Origin of the sequence: Zestomonas insulae, from assembly GCF_016901015.1 — a bacterium.
GTDB classification, from domain to species: Bacteria; Pseudomonadota; Gammaproteobacteria; order Pseudomonadales; family Pseudomonadaceae; genus Aquipseudomonas; species Aquipseudomonas insulae.
Map to the genome: position 1 here is coordinate 199,604 of NZ_JAFEUP010000005.1, position 18,030 is coordinate 217,633.

Annotated in this window: 21 protein-coding genes; 11 read left to right on the top strand and 10 right to left on the bottom strand. The window is 68.1% G+C overall.

Annotation, left to right across the window (positions count from 1 at the left end):
* Nucleotides 1-116 precede the first annotated feature (116 nt).
* Genes metX through JQX08_RS16810 form a run of 7 tightly spaced genes read left to right on the top strand, consistent with a single transcriptional unit; the run spans nucleotide 117 to nucleotide 4,744 of the window.
* A complete protein-coding gene (gene metX, locus JQX08_RS16780) occupies nucleotides 117-1,256 on the top strand; it encodes a homoserine O-succinyltransferase MetX (protein WP_205349561.1) in 1,140 nt (379 codons plus the stop codon).
* 2 nt (nucleotides 1,257-1,258) lie between these two features.
* Nucleotides 1,259-1,879, top strand: coding sequence for a methionine biosynthesis protein MetW (metW, locus tag JQX08_RS16785; protein WP_205349878.1), 621 nt, complete (start codon nucleotides 1,259-1,261; stop codon nucleotides 1,877-1,879).
* Between the two features lie 25 nt (nucleotides 1,880-1,904).
* Nucleotides 1,905-2,324, top strand: a complete 420-nt coding sequence (locus tag JQX08_RS16790; RefSeq protein ID WP_205349562.1) for a DUF4426 domain-containing protein — start codon at nucleotides 1,905-1,907, stop codon at nucleotides 2,322-2,324.
* A complete protein-coding gene (gene rdgB, locus JQX08_RS16795) occupies nucleotides 2,321-2,917 on the top strand; it encodes an RdgB/HAM1 family non-canonical purine NTP pyrophosphatase (RefSeq protein ID WP_205349563.1) in 597 nt (198 codons plus the stop codon). Before JQX08_RS16790 ends, rdgB begins: the two co-directional genes overlap by 4 nt.
* Nucleotides 2,914-4,110, top strand: coding sequence for a radical SAM family heme chaperone HemW (gene hemW, locus JQX08_RS16800; protein ID WP_205349564.1), 1,197 nt, complete (start codon nucleotides 2,914-2,916; stop codon nucleotides 4,108-4,110). The genes rdgB and hemW overlap by 4 nt, the downstream gene beginning before the upstream one ends.
* A 15-nt stretch (nucleotides 4,111-4,125) precedes the next feature.
* Nucleotides 4,126-4,449: a DUF3392 domain-containing protein gene (locus JQX08_RS16805; RefSeq protein WP_205349565.1), complete on the top strand. Its 324-nt coding sequence runs from the start codon at nucleotides 4,126-4,128 to the stop codon at nucleotides 4,447-4,449.
* Between the two features lie 40 nt (nucleotides 4,450-4,489).
* Complete coding sequence (locus JQX08_RS16810; protein WP_205349566.1) at nucleotides 4,490-4,744, top strand: hypothetical protein; 255 nt, start codon at nucleotides 4,490-4,492, stop codon at nucleotides 4,742-4,744.
* Nucleotides 4,745-4,798: 54 nt separating this feature from the next.
* Here the strand turns inward: JQX08_RS16810 and JQX08_RS16815 are convergent, their stop codons facing one another.
* The 5 genes from JQX08_RS16815 to JQX08_RS16835 all read right to left on the bottom strand — a co-directional run bounded on the left by JQX08_RS16815 (nucleotide 4,799) and on the right by JQX08_RS16835 (nucleotide 8,704).
* Nucleotides 4,799-6,139: a DUF1329 domain-containing protein gene (locus JQX08_RS16815; protein WP_205349567.1), complete on the bottom strand. Its 1,341-nt coding sequence runs from the start codon at nucleotides 6,137-6,139 to the stop codon at nucleotides 4,799-4,801.
* A 200-nt stretch (nucleotides 6,140-6,339) separates the two neighbouring features.
* Nucleotides 6,340-7,050, bottom strand: a complete 711-nt coding sequence (gene trmB, locus JQX08_RS16820) for a tRNA (guanosine(46)-N7)-methyltransferase TrmB (protein WP_205349568.1) — start codon at nucleotides 7,048-7,050, stop codon at nucleotides 6,340-6,342.
* Nucleotides 7,051-7,159: 109 nt separating this feature from the next.
* Nucleotides 7,160-7,954 (bottom strand): thiazole synthase, encoded by a 795-nt coding sequence (locus JQX08_RS16825; RefSeq protein ID WP_205349569.1) that lies wholly within the window; start codon nucleotides 7,952-7,954, stop codon nucleotides 7,160-7,162.
* A 58-nt stretch (nucleotides 7,955-8,012) separates the two neighbouring features.
* The gene (gene thiS, locus JQX08_RS16830) at nucleotides 8,013-8,213 is read right to left on the bottom strand and encodes a sulfur carrier protein ThiS (protein ID WP_205349570.1); all 201 of its coding nucleotides are present in this window, start codon (nucleotides 8,211-8,213) and stop codon (nucleotides 8,013-8,015) included.
* A gap of 113 nt (nucleotides 8,214-8,326) precedes the next feature.
* Nucleotides 8,327-8,704 (bottom strand): DUF423 domain-containing protein, encoded by a 378-nt coding sequence (locus tag JQX08_RS16835; RefSeq protein WP_205349571.1) that lies wholly within the window; start codon nucleotides 8,702-8,704, stop codon nucleotides 8,327-8,329.
* Nucleotides 8,705-8,775: 71 nt separating this feature from the next.
* Between JQX08_RS16835 and mtgA the strand changes: the two genes are divergently transcribed.
* Nucleotides 8,776-9,504 (top strand): monofunctional biosynthetic peptidoglycan transglycosylase, encoded by a 729-nt coding sequence (gene mtgA, locus JQX08_RS16840; RefSeq protein ID WP_205349572.1) that lies wholly within the window; start codon nucleotides 8,776-8,778, stop codon nucleotides 9,502-9,504.
* A 7-nt stretch (nucleotides 9,505-9,511) separates the two neighbouring features.
* On the opposite strand, the gene JQX08_RS16845 is transcribed toward mtgA, so the two are convergent.
* The 5 genes from JQX08_RS16845 to ftsY form a co-directional block, all read right to left on the bottom strand.
* Nucleotides 9,512-10,117 carry a hypothetical protein gene (locus JQX08_RS16845; RefSeq protein WP_205349573.1) on the bottom strand — a complete coding sequence of 202 codons (606 nt, stop codon included), beginning with the start codon at nucleotides 10,115-10,117 and terminating at the stop codon, nucleotides 9,512-9,514.
* A gap of 61 nt (nucleotides 10,118-10,178) precedes the next feature.
* Nucleotides 10,179-11,033 (bottom strand): RNA polymerase sigma factor RpoH, encoded by an 855-nt coding sequence (gene rpoH, locus JQX08_RS16850; protein WP_205349574.1) that lies wholly within the window; start codon nucleotides 11,031-11,033, stop codon nucleotides 10,179-10,181.
* Nucleotides 11,034-11,164: 131 nt separating this feature from the next.
* Nucleotides 11,165-12,178, bottom strand: coding sequence for a permease-like cell division protein FtsX (gene ftsX, locus JQX08_RS16855; protein WP_205349575.1), 1,014 nt, complete (start codon nucleotides 12,176-12,178; stop codon nucleotides 11,165-11,167).
* Entirely contained in the window at nucleotides 12,178-12,846 is a 669-nt protein-coding gene (gene ftsE / locus JQX08_RS16860) for a cell division ATP-binding protein FtsE (RefSeq protein ID WP_205349576.1), read from the bottom strand. Before ftsE ends, ftsX begins: the two co-directional genes overlap by 1 nt.
* A complete protein-coding gene (gene ftsY / locus JQX08_RS16865; RefSeq protein ID WP_205349577.1) occupies nucleotides 12,843-14,240 on the bottom strand; it encodes a signal recognition particle-docking protein FtsY in 1,398 nt (465 codons plus the stop codon). The genes ftsE and ftsY overlap by 4 nt, the downstream gene beginning before the upstream one ends.
* 128 nt (nucleotides 14,241-14,368) lie before the next feature.
* Here ftsY and JQX08_RS16870 point away from each other — a divergent pair, with 128 nt between their 5' ends.
* From JQX08_RS16870 to rsmD, 3 genes are read left to right on the top strand one after another with little or no spacing between them, the layout of a single operon-like run.
* Complete coding sequence (locus JQX08_RS16870; protein ID WP_205349578.1) at nucleotides 14,369-15,724, top strand: M16 family metallopeptidase; 1,356 nt, start codon at nucleotides 14,369-14,371, stop codon at nucleotides 15,722-15,724.
* Nucleotides 15,717-17,240 (top strand): M16 family metallopeptidase, encoded by a 1,524-nt coding sequence (locus JQX08_RS16875; RefSeq protein WP_205349579.1) that lies wholly within the window; start codon nucleotides 15,717-15,719, stop codon nucleotides 17,238-17,240. Before JQX08_RS16870 ends, JQX08_RS16875 begins: the two co-directional genes overlap by 8 nt.
* Nucleotides 17,240-17,845, top strand: coding sequence for a 16S rRNA (guanine(966)-N(2))-methyltransferase RsmD (gene rsmD / locus JQX08_RS16880; RefSeq protein ID WP_205349580.1), 606 nt, complete (start codon nucleotides 17,240-17,242; stop codon nucleotides 17,843-17,845). The genes JQX08_RS16875 and rsmD overlap by 1 nt, the downstream gene beginning before the upstream one ends.
* The last annotated feature ends 185 nt before the right edge of the window (nucleotides 17,846-18,030 follow it).

The following is an 18,030-nucleotide window of genomic DNA, read 5'->3' on the forward strand; positions in this document are numbered from 1 at the left end:
TCGCGAGCGCCCGCGTTAGTCCCGTAATTTCAAGCAATTAGCCCCGCCCCGAGCGGCTTGCCGCTCAGCACTGCGCTCTTTAGACTGGCGCCCTTCCCCGATCGAGAGCAGGGTCGATGCCCACTGTCTTTGCCGCAGACTCCGTCGGCCTGGTCACCCCCCAGGTCGCCCGGTTCGCCGAACCCCTGGCCCTGGCCTGCGGGCGCAGCCTGGCCGACTACCAACTGGTCTACGAAACCTACGGCGAGCTGAATGCCAGCCGCAGCAATGCCGTGCTGATCTGCCACGCGCTGTCCGGCCACCACCATGCCGCCGGCTACCACAGCACAGAAGAGCGCAAGCCGGGCTGGTGGGACAGCTGCATCGGCCCGGGCAAACCGATCGACACGCGCAAATTCTTCGTCGTCAGCCTCAACAACCTCGGCGGCTGCAACGGCTCGACCGGCCCGTCCAGCCTCAACCCCGCGACCGGCAAGCCATTCGGCGCCGACTTCCCGGTGATGACCGTGGAAGACTGGGTGCACAGCCAGGCGCGCCTGGCCGACCAGCTCGGCATCGGCCAATGGGCCGCGGTGATCGGCGGCAGCCTCGGCGGCATGCAGGCCATGCAGTGGGCGATCACCTATCCGGAACGCATCCGCCACTGCCTGGCGATCGCCACCGCGCCCAAGCTGTCGGCACAGAACATCGCCTTCAACGAAGTCGCGCGCCAGGCGATTCTCACCGACCCGGAGTTCTTCGGCGGGCACTTCCAGGAACAGGGCGTGATCCCCAAGCGCGGGCTGATGCTGGCGCGCATGGTCGGCCACATCACCTACCTGTCGGATGACGCGATGGGCGAGAAATTCGGCCGCGGATTGAAGAGCGAGAAGCTCAACTACGACTTCCACAGCGTCGAGTTCCAGGTGGAAAGCTACCTGCGCTACCAGGGCGAGGAGTTCTCCGGGCGCTTCGACGCCAACACCTACCTGCTGATGACCAAGGCGCTGGACTACTTCGACCCGGCCGCCGCCCACGGCGACGACCTGGCCAAGACCCTCGCCGGGGTCAAGGCGGACTTCTGCGTGATGTCCTTCACTACCGACTGGCGCTTCTCGCCGGCGCGCTCGCGGGAAATCGTCGATGCCCTGCTGGCCGCGCGCAAGAACGTGTCGTACCTGGAAATCGACGCCCCGCAAGGCCATGACGCCTTCCTCATGCCGATCCCGCGCTACCTGCAGGCGTTCGGCAGCTACATGCAACGGATCGAGGTATGAGCATGCGTGCGGATCTGGAGATCATCCAAGACTGGATTCCCGCCGGCAGCCGGGTGCTCGACCTCGGCTGCGGTGACGGTGAACTGCTGGCCTGGCTCGGCGAGCACAAGCAGGTCACCGGCTATGGCCTGGAGATCGACGCGGAGAACATCGCCCGCTGCATCGAAAAAGGCGTCAACGTCATCGAGCAGAACCTCGACGAAGGCCTCGGCAACTTCGCCAGCAACAGCTTCGACGTGGTGGTGATGACCCAGGCGCTGCAGGCCGTGCACTACCCGGACCGGATTCTCGAGGAAATGCTGCGGGTCGGGCGCACCTGCATCATCACCTTCCCCAACTTCGGCCACTGGCGCTGCCGCTGGTACCTGGCGCGCAACGGGCGCATGCCGGTCTCGGAGTTTCTGCCGTACACCTGGTACAACACGCCGAACATCCACTTCTGCACCTTCAAGGACTTCGAGGCGCTGTGCCGCGAGCGTCAGGTGCGGGTGCTCGACCGTCTGGCCGTCGACCAGCAGCACCGCGACGGTTTCGCCAGCCGGCTTTGGCCTAATCTGTTAGGGGAGATCGGCATCTATCGCGTCAGCGGCCCTGGCGTGCTGGATCACCGCATCGCCGTCTGACCTGCCCCGAACAAGGAGAATCCCCATGCGTCGCTTCGTCCTGTTTCTCTGCGCGCTGTGCCTGGCCCTGCCGGCACTGGCCGAACGCAAAGTCACCTTCGGCGACCTGGACGTGCATTACAGCGCCTTCAACTCCAGCTTCCTGCAGCCGGAAGTCGCCAGCGCCACCGGCCTGACCCGCAGCAAGACCCAGGGCGTGCTCAACATCGCGGTGGTCAAGGCCGGCAAGACCGGGCCGGCCAAGGTCAGTGGGGAAGTCACCGACCTGCTCGGCAAGGCCGCGCCGCTGGCCTTCAAGGAGGTCAACGACGGCGGCGCGCTGTACTACCTGGCACAGTTCCCGGTGGAGCAGCAGGAAGTGCTGCGCTTCACCGTCAAGGTGCAGGTCGGCGACGGCACCGTGAACAACCTCGACTTCACCCAGGAAATCTTCCCCGACCCATGATCGCGCTCACCCAACTGGTGCTGGCCAGCCACAACGCCGGCAAGCTCAAGGAACTCCAGGCCATGCTCGGCGACCGCGTGCAGGTCCGCTCGGTCGCCGAGTTCAGCAGCCACGAGCCGGAAGAGACCGGGCTGTCGTTCATCGAGAACGCCATCCTCAAAGCCCGCCACGCCGCGCGGGTGTCCGGCCTGCCGGCGCTGGCCGACGACTCCGGCCTGGCGGTCGATCACCTCGGCGGCGCCCCCGGCATCTACTCGGCGCGCTATGCCGACGGCCAGGGTGATGCGGCCAACAACGCCAAACTGCTCGAAGTGCTCAAGGACGTCCCGGACGCCGAGCGCGGCGCGCAGTTCGTCTGCGCCCTGGCCCTGCTGCGACATGCCGACGACCCGCTACCGATCCTCTGCGAAGGGCTCTGGCACGGGCGCATCCTGCACGCCGCACGCGGCGCCCACGGTTTCGGCTACGACCCGCTGTTCTGGGTGCCGGAACGCGACTGCTCGAGCGCCGAGTTGTCGCCTGCCGAGAAGAACCAGCTCAGCCACCGCGCGCGCGCCATGGCGCAGCTGAAACAGCGCCTGGACCTGGCATGAACCGCCAGCCCGCGCCCTCAGCCCCGCTGCCCGAGGGCGGGGGCCACCCCGGCGGCTTCCTGCTGCCGCCGCTGGCGCTGTACATCCACATTCCCTGGTGCGTGCGCAAATGCCCGTACTGCGACTTCAACTCGCACGCCGCCGGCCCGGAGCTGCCGGAAGACGCCTATGTCGACGCGCTGCTCGCCGACCTCGACGCCGACCTGACGCATGTCCACGGCCGTGAGCTGACCTCGATCTTCTTCGGTGGCGGCACCCCCAGCCTGTTCTCCGCCAGCGCCTTGGGGCGCCTGCTGGATGGCGTTGAGGAACGCGTGCGCTTCGCCCGCGACATCGAGATCACCCTCGAGGCCAACCCCGGCACCTTCGAGCAGGCCAAGTTCCGCGGATACCGCCAGCTCGGCATCAACCGCCTGTCGATCGGCGTGCAGAGTTTCCAGACCAGCCAGCTCAGCGCGCTGGGGCGCATCCACGACGGCCACGAGGCGATCCGCGCGGCGGACATGGCGCGCGCCGCCGGCTTCGACAACTTCAACCTCGACCTGATGCACGGCCTGCCCGAGCAGGGCGTCGAGGATGCGCTCGATGACCTGCGCATCGCCATCGCCCAGGCGCCGACCCACCTGTCCTGGTACCAGCTGACCCTGGAACCCAACACGGTGTTCTGGAACCAGCCGCCGGTGCTGCCCGAAGACGACATCCTCTGGGACATCCAGGAGGCCGGCCAGGCGCTGCTCGCCGCCGAGGGCTACGCGCAGTACGAAGTCTCCGCCTACGCACGCGACGGCCGTCGCGCGCGGCACAACCTCAACTACTGGACCTTCGGCGACTTCCTCGGCATCGGCGCCGGGGCGCACGCCAAGCTCAGCGACCCGGACGGGCGCATCCGCCGCACCTGGAAGACCCGCCTGCCCAAGGACTACCTCGACCCGGCCAAGCGCTTCCAAGCCGGCGAACGGCTGCTCGAACGCGGCGAACTGCCGTTCGAATTTCTCATGAACGTGCTGCGCCTCAGCGACGGCGCCGCCGCCAGCCTGTATACCGAACGCACCGGCCTGCCGCTGGCCAGCCTCGCTGCGGCACGCCGCGAGGCCGAGGCACGCGGCCTGCTGCAGGCCGACCCGGAGCGTCTGGTGGCCACCGCCAAGGGCCAACTGTTCCTCAATGACCTGCTGCAACTCTTTCTGAGCTAAGCGCTAAGGACTCGCATGGATCTGCTACTCGACCTGATTGCCACCCTGTCTCGCTGGACCCGCGGTCACCTCTACGACATCTCCCTGGCCGTCATGGCCACCCTGCTGGTGCTGTTCGGCCCGGGGATCAACAGCTGGATCCAGCAGAAGATCGGCGGCCTCAACTTCGTCTTCCGCACCCTGCTGTTCGTCCTGCTCTGCGCGGTCGGCTACGGCCTGGCGATGATTTTCCTCACCCCCTGGCTGGCCAAGGGCCTCGGCTACTTCAACAACTACACCCTGGCGCCGGTCCTGCTACTAGTCTTCTTCCTGATCGGCGTGATCGCCGACCGCAATTAGGCTGACGGCTCCCCGGCTGTCGCCCAGCCGAGGAGCCGCTATGAAGCCACTCAAGTATCTCTACCTGTACTTCCAGGACGGACAGCGCATGGTGCTGCGCTTCCCGCAGCAGGCCGACGACGTGGCGAGCATCGCCCGCGGCCTGCGCAAACAGCTGGAGTCGCCGTTCCTGAGCATCGAGGTGGACGGCGACCTGCTGATGATCCCGCGCGAGAGCATCCGCTACCTGCAGATCTGCCCGGGCCCGGCGGTGCTGCCCGACCCGTGCATCCTCGGCGCCACCGTGGTCGACTGAACGCCCATGAAAAAGCCGCCCCGTGGGGCGGCTTTTTTGCTCAGGCGGCGCGGCTCAGTTGCCTTCGCGGCGCAGTGCCTGCGGGGTGAAGTCGCGCGGACTGAGGTCGGCCTTGAAGTCGTACATCGGCTCGTTGTTGTCCAGGCCGTCGGCGAAGTAACGCTCGCCGGGGAAGTCGTAGATGGTCTCCAGGGTGCTGCCGAACATCGGCGCATCGTAGTAGCTGATCGGGTGGCTCTCCTGCAGGCCGACCAGCTCGCCGCTCTTGTCGTACAGGTCGACGGCGAGGATCTGCCAGCTGTCCTCGTCGAGGTAGAAGCGCCGCTGCGCATAGGGATGATTGAAGCCGGTGCGCAGGTGCGCCTCGACCACCCAGACGCGGTGCAGCTCGTAGCGCAGCAGCGCAGGATTGACGTGCTTGCGCTGCAGGATGTCGGTGTAGGCGAGGCCCTGCTGGTGCACCGCGTAGCTGTTGTACGGCACGAGCATTTCCTGCTTGCCGAGCAGCTTCCACTCGTAGCGGTCCGGCGCGCCGTTGTAGGAGTCGACCATGTCGGCGGTGGCCATGCCGTTGGTGTCCGGCTGCGGGGTGTCGAAGGCCAGCATCGGCAGACGGCGCACGCGGCGCTCGCCGCGGTTAAAGCGCCAGGCCTTGCGGATCGAGAGGATCTGGTCGAGGGTCTCCTGCACCACCAGCGCCGAACCGGCGACCTTGGCCGGCGCCACCACCTTGTACTTGTAATAGAACAGGGTGTTGTCCAGGCCCTTGGGGGTCATGCCCTCGCGGCCGTAGACGAAGTAAATGTCGCGATCCAGCTTGAGCAGGTTGTAGCTGCCGTTGGCGAGCACCGCGGCCTGGTTGGTGACCAGGTGAATCTGGTCGCCGCGATAACGCATGATGTGGTTCCAGATCGCTTCCTGGCCGCTCTGCGGCAGCGGGAAGGGAATCCCCGCGGCGGCGCCCTGCACGCCGTTGCCGCCGGAGATCAGTTCGGCCTGCTCGGCGTTGAAGCGCGTGGCGTCGTAGATGCGCTGCGGCGCCGCGGCGCTGCGATGGCTGGGCATGACGCGTAGCTGGTAGTCCGGCTGGCTGGCCAGCAGGCGCTGCAGACCGGGGCTGAGCTGCGCCTGGTACTGCTGCTGGTTGGCCTGATTGACGACGAACTGCACGGCGTCGGCGGCATACGGGTCGGGGTGGTGCATGCCCGGCTGGTAGCCGGCGATCGGCGCGGCCAGGCCGCCGTCCCAGGCCGGGATGCTGCCGGCGGCATTGCCGGCGCGTTCCCCGCCGAGCGGGGTGAGCTCCTGACCGAGACGGGCGGCCTGCAGACTGTTGACCTTGGCCTGTACCGGCAGCGCGGCGAGCGCGAGCAGCAAAATGGCGAGCGATCTCAAGGCGAATACTCCTTCGCGGCGACGCCGGGGCGTCGCTGGGCACCGTGGGCGATGCGTTGTTGTGCTTGTCGTTCCATGACCGTCCGGGCCGGCCTTGCCGCCGCGCGCCAGAACGATCGGGGCGGCATGGTAGGCCAGTCCGCCGGTGCTGTCGCGGGCCGGCGTGCGCAACTGCGAAGTGCGGCGTAGTGACCGAGCGGTCAGTCGACGCGGGCGAACTTGAGGTCCCACACGCCATGCCCGAGACGCTCACCACGGCGCTCGAACTTGGTGCTCGGGCGCTCCTCGGGACGCTCGACGCAACGCCGGTCGGCGGCCAGGTTGCGGTAACCCGGCGCGACGTTCATCACCTCGAGCATGTGCTCGGCGTAGGGTTCCCAGTCGGTGGCCATGTGCAGCACGCCGCCGATCTTGAGCTTCTGGCGGATCAGCTCGGCGAACGCCGGCTGGACGATGCGCCGCTTGTGGTGGCGGGCCTTGTGCCAGGGATCGGGGAAGAACAGCAGCACGCGATCCAGACTGGCGTCGGCGACGCACTGGCGCAGCACGTCGAGGGCATCGCAGCTGTACACCCGCAGGTTGCTGAGGCCCTGCTGCTGTACGCCCATGAGCAGCGCGCCGACCCCCGGCTTGTGCACCTCGACGCCAATGAAGTCCTGCTCCGGCGCGGCGGCGGCCATTTCCAGGGTCGAATGGCCCATGCCGAAGCCGATCTCGAAGGTGCGCGGCGCCTGGCGGCCGAACAGCGTGTCGAAGTCCTGGGCACCGTCGGCCAGCTCCAGGCCGAACTTCGGCCAGCCTTCGTCGATGGCGCGCTGCTGGCCCTCGGTGATGCGCCCGGCGCGCATCACGAAGCTCTTGATGGTACGCAGGTGGCGTTGCGGTTCGGCGGGGGTCTGGGTGTCGGTCATGGCAAAACTCGGTGTGAAATAGGTAGGAGCGAATTCATTCGCGATCTGGCAGCGCAGAGTTGCCGGTTTTCGCGAATGAATTCGCTCCTACGGAAGCGGTGGCGGTGGGTTACTGGATCAGGCCATCCAGCGGCGACGAGGCGCTGGCGTAGAGCTTCTTCGGCATGCGCCCGGCGAGGTAGGCGAGGCGCCCGGCCTCGATCGCGTGCTTCATCGCACGGGCCATCAGCACCGGGTCCTGGGCGTGGGCGATGGCGCTGTTCATCAGCACCGCCTCGCAGCCCAACTCCATGGCGATGGTGGCGTCCGAGGCGGTACCCACGCCGGCATCGACCAGCACCGGCACGGTGGCTTCTTCGAGGATGATGCGCAGGTTGTACGGGTTGCAGATGCCCAGGCCGGTGCCGATCAGGCCGGCCAGCGGCATCACCGCGATGCAGCCCATCTCCGCCAGCTGGCGGGCGATGATCGGGTCGTCGCTGGTGTAGACCATCACGTCGAAACCGTCCTTGACCAGCACTTCGGCGGCCTTGAGGGTCTCGATCACGTTGGGGAACAGGGTCTTCTGGTCAGCCAGCACTTCCAGCTTGACCAGCTTGTGGCCGTCAAGCAGCTCGCGGGCCAGGCGGCAGGTGCGCACTGCTTCCTCGGCGTTATAGCAGCCGGCGGTGTTCGGCAGGATGGTGTAGCGCTCCGGCGAGATCACCTCGAGCAGGTTTGGCTCGCCGGGGTTCTGACCGATGTTGGTGCGGCGCACGGCGACCGTGACGATCTCCGCGCCGGAGGCCTCGATGGCCGCGCGGGTCTCGTCGAGATCCTTGTACTTGCCGGTGCCGACCAGCAGGCGCGACTGGTAGGTGCGGCCGGCCAGGGTGAAGGGCTTGTCGCTGCGAACGTGGCTCATCGGGAATCCTCTTGCTGGACGGATAGGCGGGGCAAAGCGCGAACGGGACAGGCGCGGACTAGCCGCCGCCGATGGCGTGGACCACTTCCACCCGGTCGCCTTCGCGCAGGGCGGTAGCACCGTGCTGGCTGCGCGGCACGATGTCGAGGTTCAGCTCGACCGCCACGCGCTTGCCAGTCAGCTCCAGGCGCGCGAGCAGATCGGCGAGGTTGCCGCCGTCGGGCAGCTCGAAAGGTTCACCATTCACTTGAATACGCATGGCAGACGATCGCACGGGAGAGGGGCCGGCATTCTAGCCCCATCGCCGCTGGCTGACCAAGGCCAACGGCCGCCCATTCGTCCCGAAATTGACGCGCAGGTCAGGTTGACCCGCTAGCGAGCACCGAGGCCCCAGGCGGCCACGCCCAGGCTGACCCAGCCGCCGAGAAACGCCAGGCCACCGAACGGCGTGACGATGCCCAGGCCGCGTACGCCGGTGAGGCTGAGCAGGTACAGGCTGCCGGAGAACAGCAGGATGCCCAGCACGAACAGCCCGCCGGCCAGCAGCAGCGCCCGCCCCGGCACATGCAGACTGAGCAGCGCCACGCCGAGCAGGGCCAGGGCGTGGACCATCTGGTAGTGCACGCCGGTCTGGAACACCGCCAGCAGGTCGGCGCTCAGCTGGCTCTTCAGGCCGTGCGCGGCGAAGGCGCCGAGGGCCACGGCGGTGAAGCCGAAGAAAGCGGCGAGCAAGAGCAAGGAACGCAGCATCGAGCAGTTCTCCAGTCGGGCGATGAGCGGTGGCTATAATGGCCGCCTATTGCGCCCGGGCCAAGCCATCCATGCCACTCCTGCTCCGCCGTCTCGTCAAATTCCTGCTCTGGGCCATGGCCGCCAGCGCCGTATGGGTGCTGGTCCTGCGCTGGGTGCCGCCGCCGGGCAGCGCGCTGATGGTCGAGCGCAAGATCGAGTCGTGGCTCGATGGCAAGCCGATCGACCTGCAGCGCAGCTGGCGGCCGTGGAAGGAGCTGCCGGACAACCTCAAGGTGGCGGTGATCGCCGCCGAGGACCAGAAGTTCGCCGAGCACTGGGGCTTCGATGTCGCCGCGATCCAGAAGGCCATGGCCCACAACGAGCGCGGCGGCTCGCTGCGCGGCGCCAGCACGCTCAGCCAGCAGGTGGCCAAGAACCTGTTCCTGTGGTCCGGGCGCAGCTGGCTGCGCAAGGGCTTCGAGACCTGGTTCACCGCACTGATCGAGCTGCTCTGGCCGAAGCAGCGGATTCTCGAGGTGTACCTCAACAGCGTCGAATGGGATGACGGCGTGTTCGGCGCCGAGGCGGCGGCCAAGCACCATTTCGGCATCGGCGCGCCGTACCTGTCGACCGCCCAGGCCAGCCTGCTGGCGGCGGTGCTGCCCAATCCGCGCGAGTGGAGTGCCGGGCATCCCGGCGCCTATGTCAGCCGGCGCGCCGGCTGGATTCGCCAGCAGATGCGCCAGCTCGGCGGCAGCGACTACCTGAGCCGGCTGTCCGGCGGCCGTCCGGCTTGGTTGTCGGCGCTGGGCAACTGACCCGCCGTTACTTGAAGCTGCGCCGCGGTACCACCTGCAGCAGCCTCAAGCGCTCCTCGGCAACAAACAGGGTCATGCCCTGCTCCGGGTACAACCAGGCTTCCCCACCTTCCGGCAGGCCTAGGCGCACCCGCGGCGCCCCCAGACTGGCAGTCAGGCGCACGGCCGGCAACTCGCCATCCGGCTTGAACAGCAAGGTCGCCAAGTGGTGCGCGCCAAGCTGCTCGAGCAGCGTGTCGCTGAGCGCCTGCTCCGGCGCCTCGGCACTCGCACCGAGTGCAGCGAGCAGGCTGGCGCGTTCCTTGTCGCTCAGTGCCAGTTCGACCTCCACTCGGCCGTGCAGCTCGCCGTCCTGCCAGTCGGCGCGGTACACCAGGCGCGGTCCGCTCTCGCCCTGCGGCAGCAGCCACAGCTGACCGGGCACTTGTGCCTGCAGCTGCTGCACGGTCAGCGTCTCGGCGGCCAGCGGGGCGATCAGCTCGCTCTGCCACTGCTGCAGCCAGCCGAGCGGCGCCGCGGGGCGTTGCGGCCACTGTTGCCAGAGGCTCCAGGCGCAGACCAGCAGCACGCCGAGGTAGATCAGCCAGCGAAAGCGGCGCAGGGCAGGCGACATCACAGAACTCCGGGCAGAAAAAAGCCCGCGACGAAGCGCGGGCTTTGGATGAGGGCGAGGTTCACGCGGCGATGGAGCCTTTCAGCTTGTTCATCGCGTTCTTCTCCAGTTGGCGGATGCGCTCGGCGGAGACGTTGTACTTGGCGGCCAGCTCGTGCAGGGTCGCCTTCTCCTCGGCCAGCCAGCGCTGCTGGAGGATGTCGCGGCTGCGCTCGTCGAGGCCTTCCAGCGCTTCATGGAGGTTGGCCGTGGAGCTGTCGCTCCAGTCGGAATCCTCGAGCTGGCGGGCCGGGTCGTAGCGGTGGTCTTCCAGGTAGTGTGCCGGCGACTGGAACGCGCTTTCGTCATCGGCGTCGGCGGCCGGGTCGAAGGCCATGTCCTGACCGGTCAGGCGGCTCTCCATCTCGCGCACTTCATGCGGCTCGACACCCAGACTTGCGGCCACGGCATGCACTTCGTCGTTGTTCAGCCAGGCCAGGCGTTTCTTCTGGCTGCGCAGGTTGAAGAACAGCTTGCGCTGCGCCTTGGTGGTGGCGACCTTGACGATGCGCCAGTTGCGCAGGATGAACTCGTGGATCTCGGCGCGAATCCAGTGCACGGCGAACGACACCAGGCGCACACCCATTTCCGGGTTGAAGCGTTTGACCGCCTTCATCAGGCCGACGTTGCCTTCCTGGATCAGGTCGGCCTGGGCCAGACCGTAACCGGAATAGCTGCGGGCGATGTGTACAACGAAGCGCAAGTGCGCCATCACCATCTGCCGGGCGGCCTCGAGGTCCTGCTGGTAGTAGAGGCTCGCTGCCAATTCGCGTTCCTGTTCGACGCTCAGCAGCGGAATGCTGTTCACCGTGTGCACGTAGGCTTCGAGATTGGCTCCCGGCGCCAGGGCATAGACAGGTTGCAACGATGTGGTCATATGAATCCTCCGATTCATGAACTCTTCAGTTCAGTATTCCCAGTATGACAGAAAAGCTGACCAAGAGTTCAGAAACAGCAACGTGAGCCGGGCAATTTGCCCGAGGCTCGAACAAGCGGAGCAAGAAGTTACTACTTTGGCGCCAATTCACTCAAGTGCCGGGCGACCGCCAGCCACGCGCCGATGTAACCCAATAATACCGCCCCCAGCAGTAGCGACAGGCCATCACTGGCCGGCACGCCGGCCAGCGCGAAGTCGCTACCGTACAGGCCGGCCAGGCGCACTACCGCGGCATTCAGCCAGCCGAGGCTGTAGGACAGCACCGCCCAGGCCAGCAGCCCGGCGCCGCAGCCATAGAACGCGCCCATATAGAGGAACGGCCGGCGCACGTAGCCGTCGGTGCCGCCGACCAGCTTGATCACCTCGATCTCGCTGCGGCGGTTCTCGATGTGCAGACGGATGGTATTGCCGATCACCAGCAGCAGGGCCAGCAGCAGCAGCAGGGTGATGCCGAAGACGAAGCGGTCGCCGAGCTTGAGAATCGCGCCGAGGCGCTCGACCCAGACCAGGTCGAGCTGCGCCTGCTGCACCTTGGGCAGCTCGGCGAGGCGCTGACGCAGGGCTTCCAGGCCGACCTTGTCGATCTCCTTGGGGGTCACCAGCACGGTGCCGGGCAACGGGTTGTCGGGCAGCTCCTTGAGCGCCTGCCCGAGGCCGGACTGCTGCTGGAACTGCGCCAGCGCCTGCTCGCGGCTGATCCATTCGGCCTCGGCGACATCCGGCATGGCGGCGATCTGTTCGCGCAGCTGCTCGCCGGCGGCGTCGCTGGCGTCCATCTGCAGGTACAGGGAAATCTGCGCGGCGTGCTGCCAGGAGCCACCGAGGCGCTCGATGTTGCTCAGCAGCAGCGACAGGCCCATCGGCAGCGACAGGGCGATGGCCATCACCAGGCAGGTAAAGAAGCTGCCGATCGGCTGGCGCACCAGGCGGCGCAGGCTGTCGATCAGGCTGGCGCGGTGGCTTTCCAGCCAGGCGTGGAACAGTTCCTGGAAGGTCGGGCCGTCGTGCTTGCGGCTGTCGGCCTTCTTCGGCGCGGCGCCGATGCGCTCGGCCGGCTGCTCTTGCGGGGTACGCGAGGCACTCATCAGGCCGCCTCCCCATCGCCGATCAGGCGGCCGCGTTGCAGGGTCAGCATGCGGTGGCGCATACGCGCGATCAGGGCCAGGTCGTGGCTGGCGATCAGCACGGTGGTGCCGAGGCGGTTGATGTCCTCGAACACGCCCATGATCTCGGCGGCCAGACGCGGGTCGAGGTTGCCGGTCGGTTCGTCGGCGAGCAGCAGCGCCGGGCGGTGCACCACCGCGCGGGCGATGCCGACGCGCTGCTGCTGGCCGGTGGACAGGTCGGCGGGGAACTGCTCGGCCTTGTCGGACAGCGACACGCGCTCCAGCGCCGCGCCGACCCGTTTGGCAATCTCCGGCTTGGACAGGCCGAGGATCTGCAGCGGCAGCGCGACGTTGTTGAACACGCTGCGGTCGAACAGCAGCTGGTGATTCTGGAACACCACGCCGATCTGCCGACGCAGGAAGGGAATCTGCGCGGTGGTGATCTGCGACAGGTCCTGGCCGGCGAGCAGCAGCTTGCCGGTGGTCGGCCGCTCCATCGCCAGCAGCAGGCGCAGCAGCGTGGACTTGCCGGCGCCGGAATGGCCGGTGACGAACAGGAACTCGCCGCGCCGCACGCGGAAACTCAGTTCATGCAGGCCGACATGGCCATTGGCGTAGCGCTTACCGACCTGCTCGAATCGAATCATGCATGCTCCCGTTGCGCGAACAGTGCCTGGACGAAGGCCTCGGCCTCGAAGGTACGCAGATCATCGATCCCTTCGCCGACGCCGATGTAACGGATGGGCAGGCCGAACTGCTTGGCCAGGGCGAAGATCACCCCGCCCTTGGCGGTGCCATCCAGCTTGGTCAGGGCCAGACCGGTGAGGTTGACGGTCTGGTTGAACTGCTTGGCCTGATTGATGGCGTTCTGCCCGGTGCCGGCGTCGAGCACCAGCAGCACTTCGTGCGGCGCGCTGTCGTCGAGCTTGCCGATCACCCGGCGGACCTTCTTCAGCTCTTCCATCAGGTTGTCTTTGGTGTGCAGACGTCCGGCGGTGTCGGCGATCAGCACGTCGATGCCGCGCGCCTTGGCGGCCTGCACCGCATCGAAGATCACCGAGGCGGAGTCGGCGCCGGTGTGCTGGGCGATCACCTGGATCTGGTTGCGCTCGCCCCATACCTGCAGCTGTTCGACCGCCGCGGCGCGGAAGGTGTCGCCGGCGGCGAGCATGACCTTCTTGCCGTCCTGCTGCAGCTTCTTGGCCAGCTTGCCGATGGTGGTGGTCTTGCCGGCACCGTTCACGCCGACCACCAGGATCACGTAGGGCTGCTTGTCGGCGGGAATCAGCAGCGGCTGCTCGACCGGCTTGAGCAGCGCGGTCAGCTCGTCCTGCAGCGCCTTGTACAGCGCGCCGCTGTCGGCCAGCTCCTTGCGCGCCACGCGCTTGGTGAGGTTCTGCACGATCGCGGTGGTCGCCTCGACGCCGACGTCGGCGGTCAGTAGGCGGGTTTCGATCTCGTCGAGCAGGTCGTCGTCGATCGCCTTCTTGCCGAGGAACAGGCTGGCCATGCCCTCGCCGAGGTTGGCGCTGGTCTTCGACAAGCCCTGCTTGAGGCGGGCGAAGAAGCTCGGGCGCACCGCTTCGGTAGCCACCGGCGCCGGCGCAGGCACTTCGACGGGCGGCGCAGGCGCTACCGGCTCGAGGGCGAGCGGCGGCTCGGTCGGTGCCAGCGGGGCTTCGCCGAGGTTGAGGCGGAAACGCGACGGCGCGGGGGCCGCGGTGTCTGCGCCGGGCGGCGGCGCGACGGGCTCGGGCTGTGGCTCAGCGGCCGGTTGCGGCGCAGCGCTCAGCGGCGTCTCGGCCACTGGTGGCGCCGTGACCTCGGCGACGGGCGTAGGCGCAGCGGCTTCAACAGGGCTGACCTGCGGGACGGCGGCGGGTTCGCTGGGCGGCTCGGACGCGACGCTATCGCTCGTCTCCGGCAATGGCTCCGCCGGTTGCGCGGCCGCCTCGGGCGCCTTCTTGCGCATCCAGCCGAACAGGCCTTTCTTCTCTCCCGGCGCAGCCGGAGCTTTCTTGTCGTCGTTGGAACCAAACATGGAGACGGCTATCTCAAGGGAGCGACGCGCCATCAGGCGTGGCCGCCAGGAAAACGGATGAGTATCCTAGCACCTCCTCGCCCGCCGGCGCTAAGCCTGCGCGGCCCGCCCGACAGGTCGCCCCACCGATGAAAATCTTCGCCCGCCGCACGGCCGTCTTGCTCCTCGCCAGCCTCTGCCTGCCCTTCGCCGCTCTCGCTGCCGAGCCGCAGGCGACCCACGAATTCAGTCTCGACAACGGCCTCAAGGTGGTCGTGCGCGAGGACCACCGCGCCCCGGTGGTGGTCTCGCAGATCTGGTACAAGGTCGGCTCCAGCTACGAGACGCCCGGGCAGACCGGCCTGTCCCACGCCCTCGAACACATGATGTTTAAGGGCAGCGCCAAGCTCGGCCCCGGCGAAGCCTCGCGCGTGCTGCGCGAACTGGGCGCCGAGGAAAACGCCTTCACCAGCGACGACTACACCGCCTACTACCAGGTGCTGGCCCGCGACCGCCTGGCGGTGGCCTTCGAGCTGGAGGCCGACCGCCTGGCCAGCCTGCGCCTGCCGCCGGAAGAGTTCAGCCGCGAGATCGAGGTGATCAAGGAGGAACGCCGCCTGCGCACCGACGACAAGCCCAACGCGCTGGCCTTCGAGCGCTTCAAGACGCTGGCCTACCCGAGCAGCGGCTACCGCACGCCGACCATCGGCTGGATGGCCGACCTCAAGCGCATGCAGGTCGGCGAGCTGCGCCACTGGTACGAAAGCTGGTACGCACCGAACAACGCCACCCTGGTGGTGGTCGGCGATGTCAGCGTCGACGAGGTCAAGGGTCTCGCCGAGCGCTACTTCGGGCCCATCCCGCGGCGCACCGTGCCGCCGGCCAAGCTGCCGCTGGAACTCGCCGAGCCCGGCGAGCGACGCCTCACCCTGCACCTGCGCACCCAGCTGCCGAGCCTGATGCTAGCCTTCAACGTGCCGGCGCTGAGCACCGCCGAGCAGCCCCGCGAAGTGCACGCGCTGCGCCTGATCGCCGCACTGCTCGACGGTGGCTACAGCGCGCGCCTGGCCACCCGCCTGGAGCGCGGCGAGGAGCTGGTCTCCGGCGCCTCGGCCAGCTACGACGCGTTCAACCGCGGCGACAGCCTGTTCCTGCTGTCCGCCACCCCCAACGTGCAGAAGGGCAAGACCCTGGCCCAGGCCGAAGCCGGCCTGTGGCGCCAGCTCGACGAACTCAAGCACAGCCCGCCGAGCGCCGCGGAAGTGCAGCGCGTGCGCGCTCAGGTGATCGCCGGACTGGTCTACGAGCGCGACTCGATCAGCAGCCAGGCCAGCACCATCGGCCAGCTGGAAAGCGTTGGGCTGTCCTGGCGAGTCATGGACCAGGACCTCGCCGCCCTCGAGGCGGTGACCCCGGCCGACATCCAGCAAGCGGCGCGCACCTATTTCACCCGCGAGCGCCTCAGCGTCGCCCACATCCTGCCCGAGGAGACCCGCCATGAGTGAGCGCAACGGTCTGCGCTATGGCCTGCTCGGCCTCTGTGTACTGATCCTGATCGGCGCCCTGGCGCTGTTCATCAACCGCCCGCTGCCGAGTCCCGCCCCCGCCGCGGCTGAGCCGGCCCCGGCCGCCCCGGCTGCGGCACCGGCAGCGAGCAGCGCCGCCGCGCCGCTGGAGTCGCTGGCCGCCCTCGACGGCAAGGCGCCGAGCCGCCGCGCCTTGCAGATCCAGAGCTGGCAGACCGCCGAGGGCGCCCGCGTGCTGTTCGTCGAGGCCCGCCAGCTGCCGATGTTCGACCTGCGCCTGACCTTCGCCGCCGGCAGCAGCCGCGACGACGAGGCCCCCGGCCTGGCCATGCTGACCAACGCCATGCTCAACGAGGGCGTGCCGGGCAAGGACGTCACCGCCATCGCCGAGGGCTTCGAGGACCTCGGTGCCGACTTCGGCAACGGCGCCTACCGCGACATGGCCGTCACCAGCCTGCGCAGCCTGAGCGCCAAGGCGCAGCGCGAACCGGCACTGGCGCTGTTCGCCCAGGTGATCGGCCAGCCGACCTTCCCCGCCGACTCGCTGGCGCGGATCAAGAACCAGGTGCTGGCCGGTTTCGAGTACCAGAAGCAGAACCCCGGCAAGCTCGCCGGCCTGAAGCTGTTCGAGCGGCTCTACGGCACCCATCCCTACGCGCACCCCAGCGAAGGCACGGAAAAATCCATCCCGCCGATCAGCATCGCCCAGCTGCGCGCCTTCCACGCCTCGGCGTATGCCGCCGGCAACGCGGTGATCGCCCTGGTCGGCGACCTCGACCGCGCGGAAGCCGAAGCGATCGCCGCGCAGGTCTCCGCCGCGCTGCCCAAGGGCCCGGCACTGCCCGCGCTGGCCGAGCCGCAGGCGCCGGCACCGGGGCTGACGCACATCGAGTTCCCCTCCAAGCAGACCCACCTGCTGCTCGCCGAACTCGGCATCGACCGCCGCGACCCGGACTACGCCGCGCTCAGCCTGGGCAACCAGATCCTCGGCGGCGGCGGCTTCGGTACCCGCTTGATGGAAGAGGTGCGCGAGAAGCGCGGCCTGACCTACGGCATCTATTCCGGCTTCAGCCCGATGGCCGCGCGCGGCCCGTTCATGATCAGCGTGCAGACCCGCGCCGAGCAGAGCGCCGGCACCCTCGAGCTGATCCAGCAGCTGCTCGCCGACTACCTGAAGACGGGTCCGACCCAGAAGGAACTCGACGACGCCAAGCGCGAGCTGGCCGGCAGCTTCCCGCTATCTACCGCGAGCAACGCTGACATCGTCGGCCAGCTCGGCTCGATCGGTTTCTACAACCTGCCGCTGACTTATCTGGAAGACTTCATGCAGCAAGTCCAGGGCCTGAGCGTCGAGCAGGTGCGCAGCGCGATGGCCAAGCATGTCGATCCGCAGGCGCTGGTGATCGTCAGCGCCGGCCCGACCGTGGCGCAGCAACCGCTGCCGCCGCCCACCGAGCAACCCGCCGAGCAACCGCTGGGCGTACCGGAGCACTGATGGCCAGGCCACCTGCGAAACCCGCGAAACCCACCCGCCCGCACGGCGGCAACGGCCAGCTGCGCATCATCGGCGGCGAATGGCGCAGCCGGCGCTTCCCGGTGCCGGACGGTCTCGGCCTGCGCCCGACTCCCGACCGCGTGCGGGAAACCCTGTTCAACTGGCTGGCCCCGCACATCGAAGGCGCCAAGGTCCTCGACCCCTTCGTCGGCAGCGGCGCGCTGTACCTCGAAGCGCTGTCGCGCGGCGCCGCCCAGGCCCTGGCGCTGGACACCAACGGCGCGGCCATCGCCGCCCTGCGTCACGCCCTGCAGGTGCTCAACTGCCTCGCCGGGCAGATCCAGCACGGCGACGCCCTGCGCTACCTGGAGAACCAGCCGGCGACGCCGTTCGACCTGGTGTTCCTCGATCCGCCGTTCCACCAGAACCTGCTGCTGCCGACCTGCGAGCTGCTGGAAAGTCGCGGCTGGCTGGCCCCGCGCGCGTGGATCTACTGCGAAAGCGAGGCCGTCCCCTCGGCCCTCGGCCTGCCGCAAAGTTGGCGCCTGCACCGCGAGAAGCAGGCCGGCCAGGTGCACTACTCGCTCTGGGAACGTCACCTCTAAAAGGGGGGGTTCGCCCAGCGCTTTCCCGCCCAGACTGGAGACCAACGCGCGCCTCCAGGTCCAGCGCTCGCGCGAGCAGCCGAGCGTCCCGTCCATAGCCGACGCGCCGTTTCAGCGGTCGTCGCGCCTGTGTGTGCGTCGGTCCGTGGCACGCCGCTGCGGCTTGCTTGACGCAACCCAGCCCG

Bases quoted from the DNA above. Each gene is read 5' to 3' on its own strand.
- metX (WP_205349561.1), top strand. From the start codon at position 117: ATGCCCACTGTCTTTGCCGCAGACTCCGTCGGCCTGGTCACCCCCCAG.
- metW (WP_205349878.1), top strand. From the start codon at position 1,259: ATGCGTGCGGATCTGGAGATCATCCAAGACTGGATTCCCGCCGGCAGC.
- JQX08_RS16790 (WP_205349562.1), top strand. From the start codon at position 1,905: ATGCGTCGCTTCGTCCTGTTTCTCTGCGCGCTGTGCCTGGCCCTGCCG.
- rdgB (WP_205349563.1), top strand. From the start codon at position 2,321: ATGATCGCGCTCACCCAACTGGTGCTGGCCAGCCACAACGCCGGCAAG.
- hemW (WP_205349564.1), top strand. From the start codon at position 2,914: ATGAACCGCCAGCCCGCGCCCTCAGCCCCGCTGCCCGAGGGCGGGGGC.
- JQX08_RS16805 (WP_205349565.1), top strand. From the start codon at position 4,126: ATGGATCTGCTACTCGACCTGATTGCCACCCTGTCTCGCTGGACCCGC.
- JQX08_RS16810 (WP_205349566.1), top strand. From the start codon at position 4,490: ATGAAGCCACTCAAGTATCTCTACCTGTACTTCCAGGACGGACAGCGC.
- trmB (WP_205349568.1), bottom strand. From the start codon at position 7,050: ATGACCGACACCCAGACCCCCGCCGAACCGCAACGCCACCTGCGTACC.
- JQX08_RS16825 (WP_205349569.1), bottom strand. From the start codon at position 7,954: ATGAGCCACGTTCGCAGCGACAAGCCCTTCACCCTGGCCGGCCGCACC.
- thiS (WP_205349570.1), bottom strand. From the start codon at position 8,213: ATGCGTATTCAAGTGAATGGTGAACCTTTCGAGCTGCCCGACGGCGGC.
- JQX08_RS16835 (WP_205349571.1), bottom strand. From the start codon at position 8,704: ATGCTGCGTTCCTTGCTCTTGCTCGCCGCTTTCTTCGGCTTCACCGCC.
- mtgA (WP_205349572.1), top strand. From the start codon at position 8,776: ATGCCACTCCTGCTCCGCCGTCTCGTCAAATTCCTGCTCTGGGCCATG.
- JQX08_RS16845 (WP_205349573.1), bottom strand. From the start codon at position 10,117: ATGTCGCCTGCCCTGCGCCGCTTTCGCTGGCTGATCTACCTCGGCGTG.
- rpoH (WP_205349574.1), bottom strand. From the start codon at position 11,033: ATGACCACATCGTTGCAACCTGTCTATGCCCTGGCGCCGGGAGCCAAT.
- ftsX (WP_205349575.1), bottom strand. From the start codon at position 12,178: ATGAGTGCCTCGCGTACCCCGCAAGAGCAGCCGGCCGAGCGCATCGGC.
- ftsE (WP_205349576.1), bottom strand. From the start codon at position 12,846: ATGATTCGATTCGAGCAGGTCGGTAAGCGCTACGCCAATGGCCATGTC.
- ftsY (WP_205349577.1), bottom strand. From the start codon at position 14,240: ATGTTTGGTTCCAACGACGACAAGAAAGCTCCGGCTGCGCCGGGAGAG.
- JQX08_RS16870 (WP_205349578.1), top strand. From the start codon at position 14,369: ATGAAAATCTTCGCCCGCCGCACGGCCGTCTTGCTCCTCGCCAGCCTC.
- JQX08_RS16875 (WP_205349579.1), top strand. From the start codon at position 15,717: ATGAGTGAGCGCAACGGTCTGCGCTATGGCCTGCTCGGCCTCTGTGTA.
- rsmD (WP_205349580.1), top strand. From the start codon at position 17,240: ATGGCCAGGCCACCTGCGAAACCCGCGAAACCCACCCGCCCGCACGGC.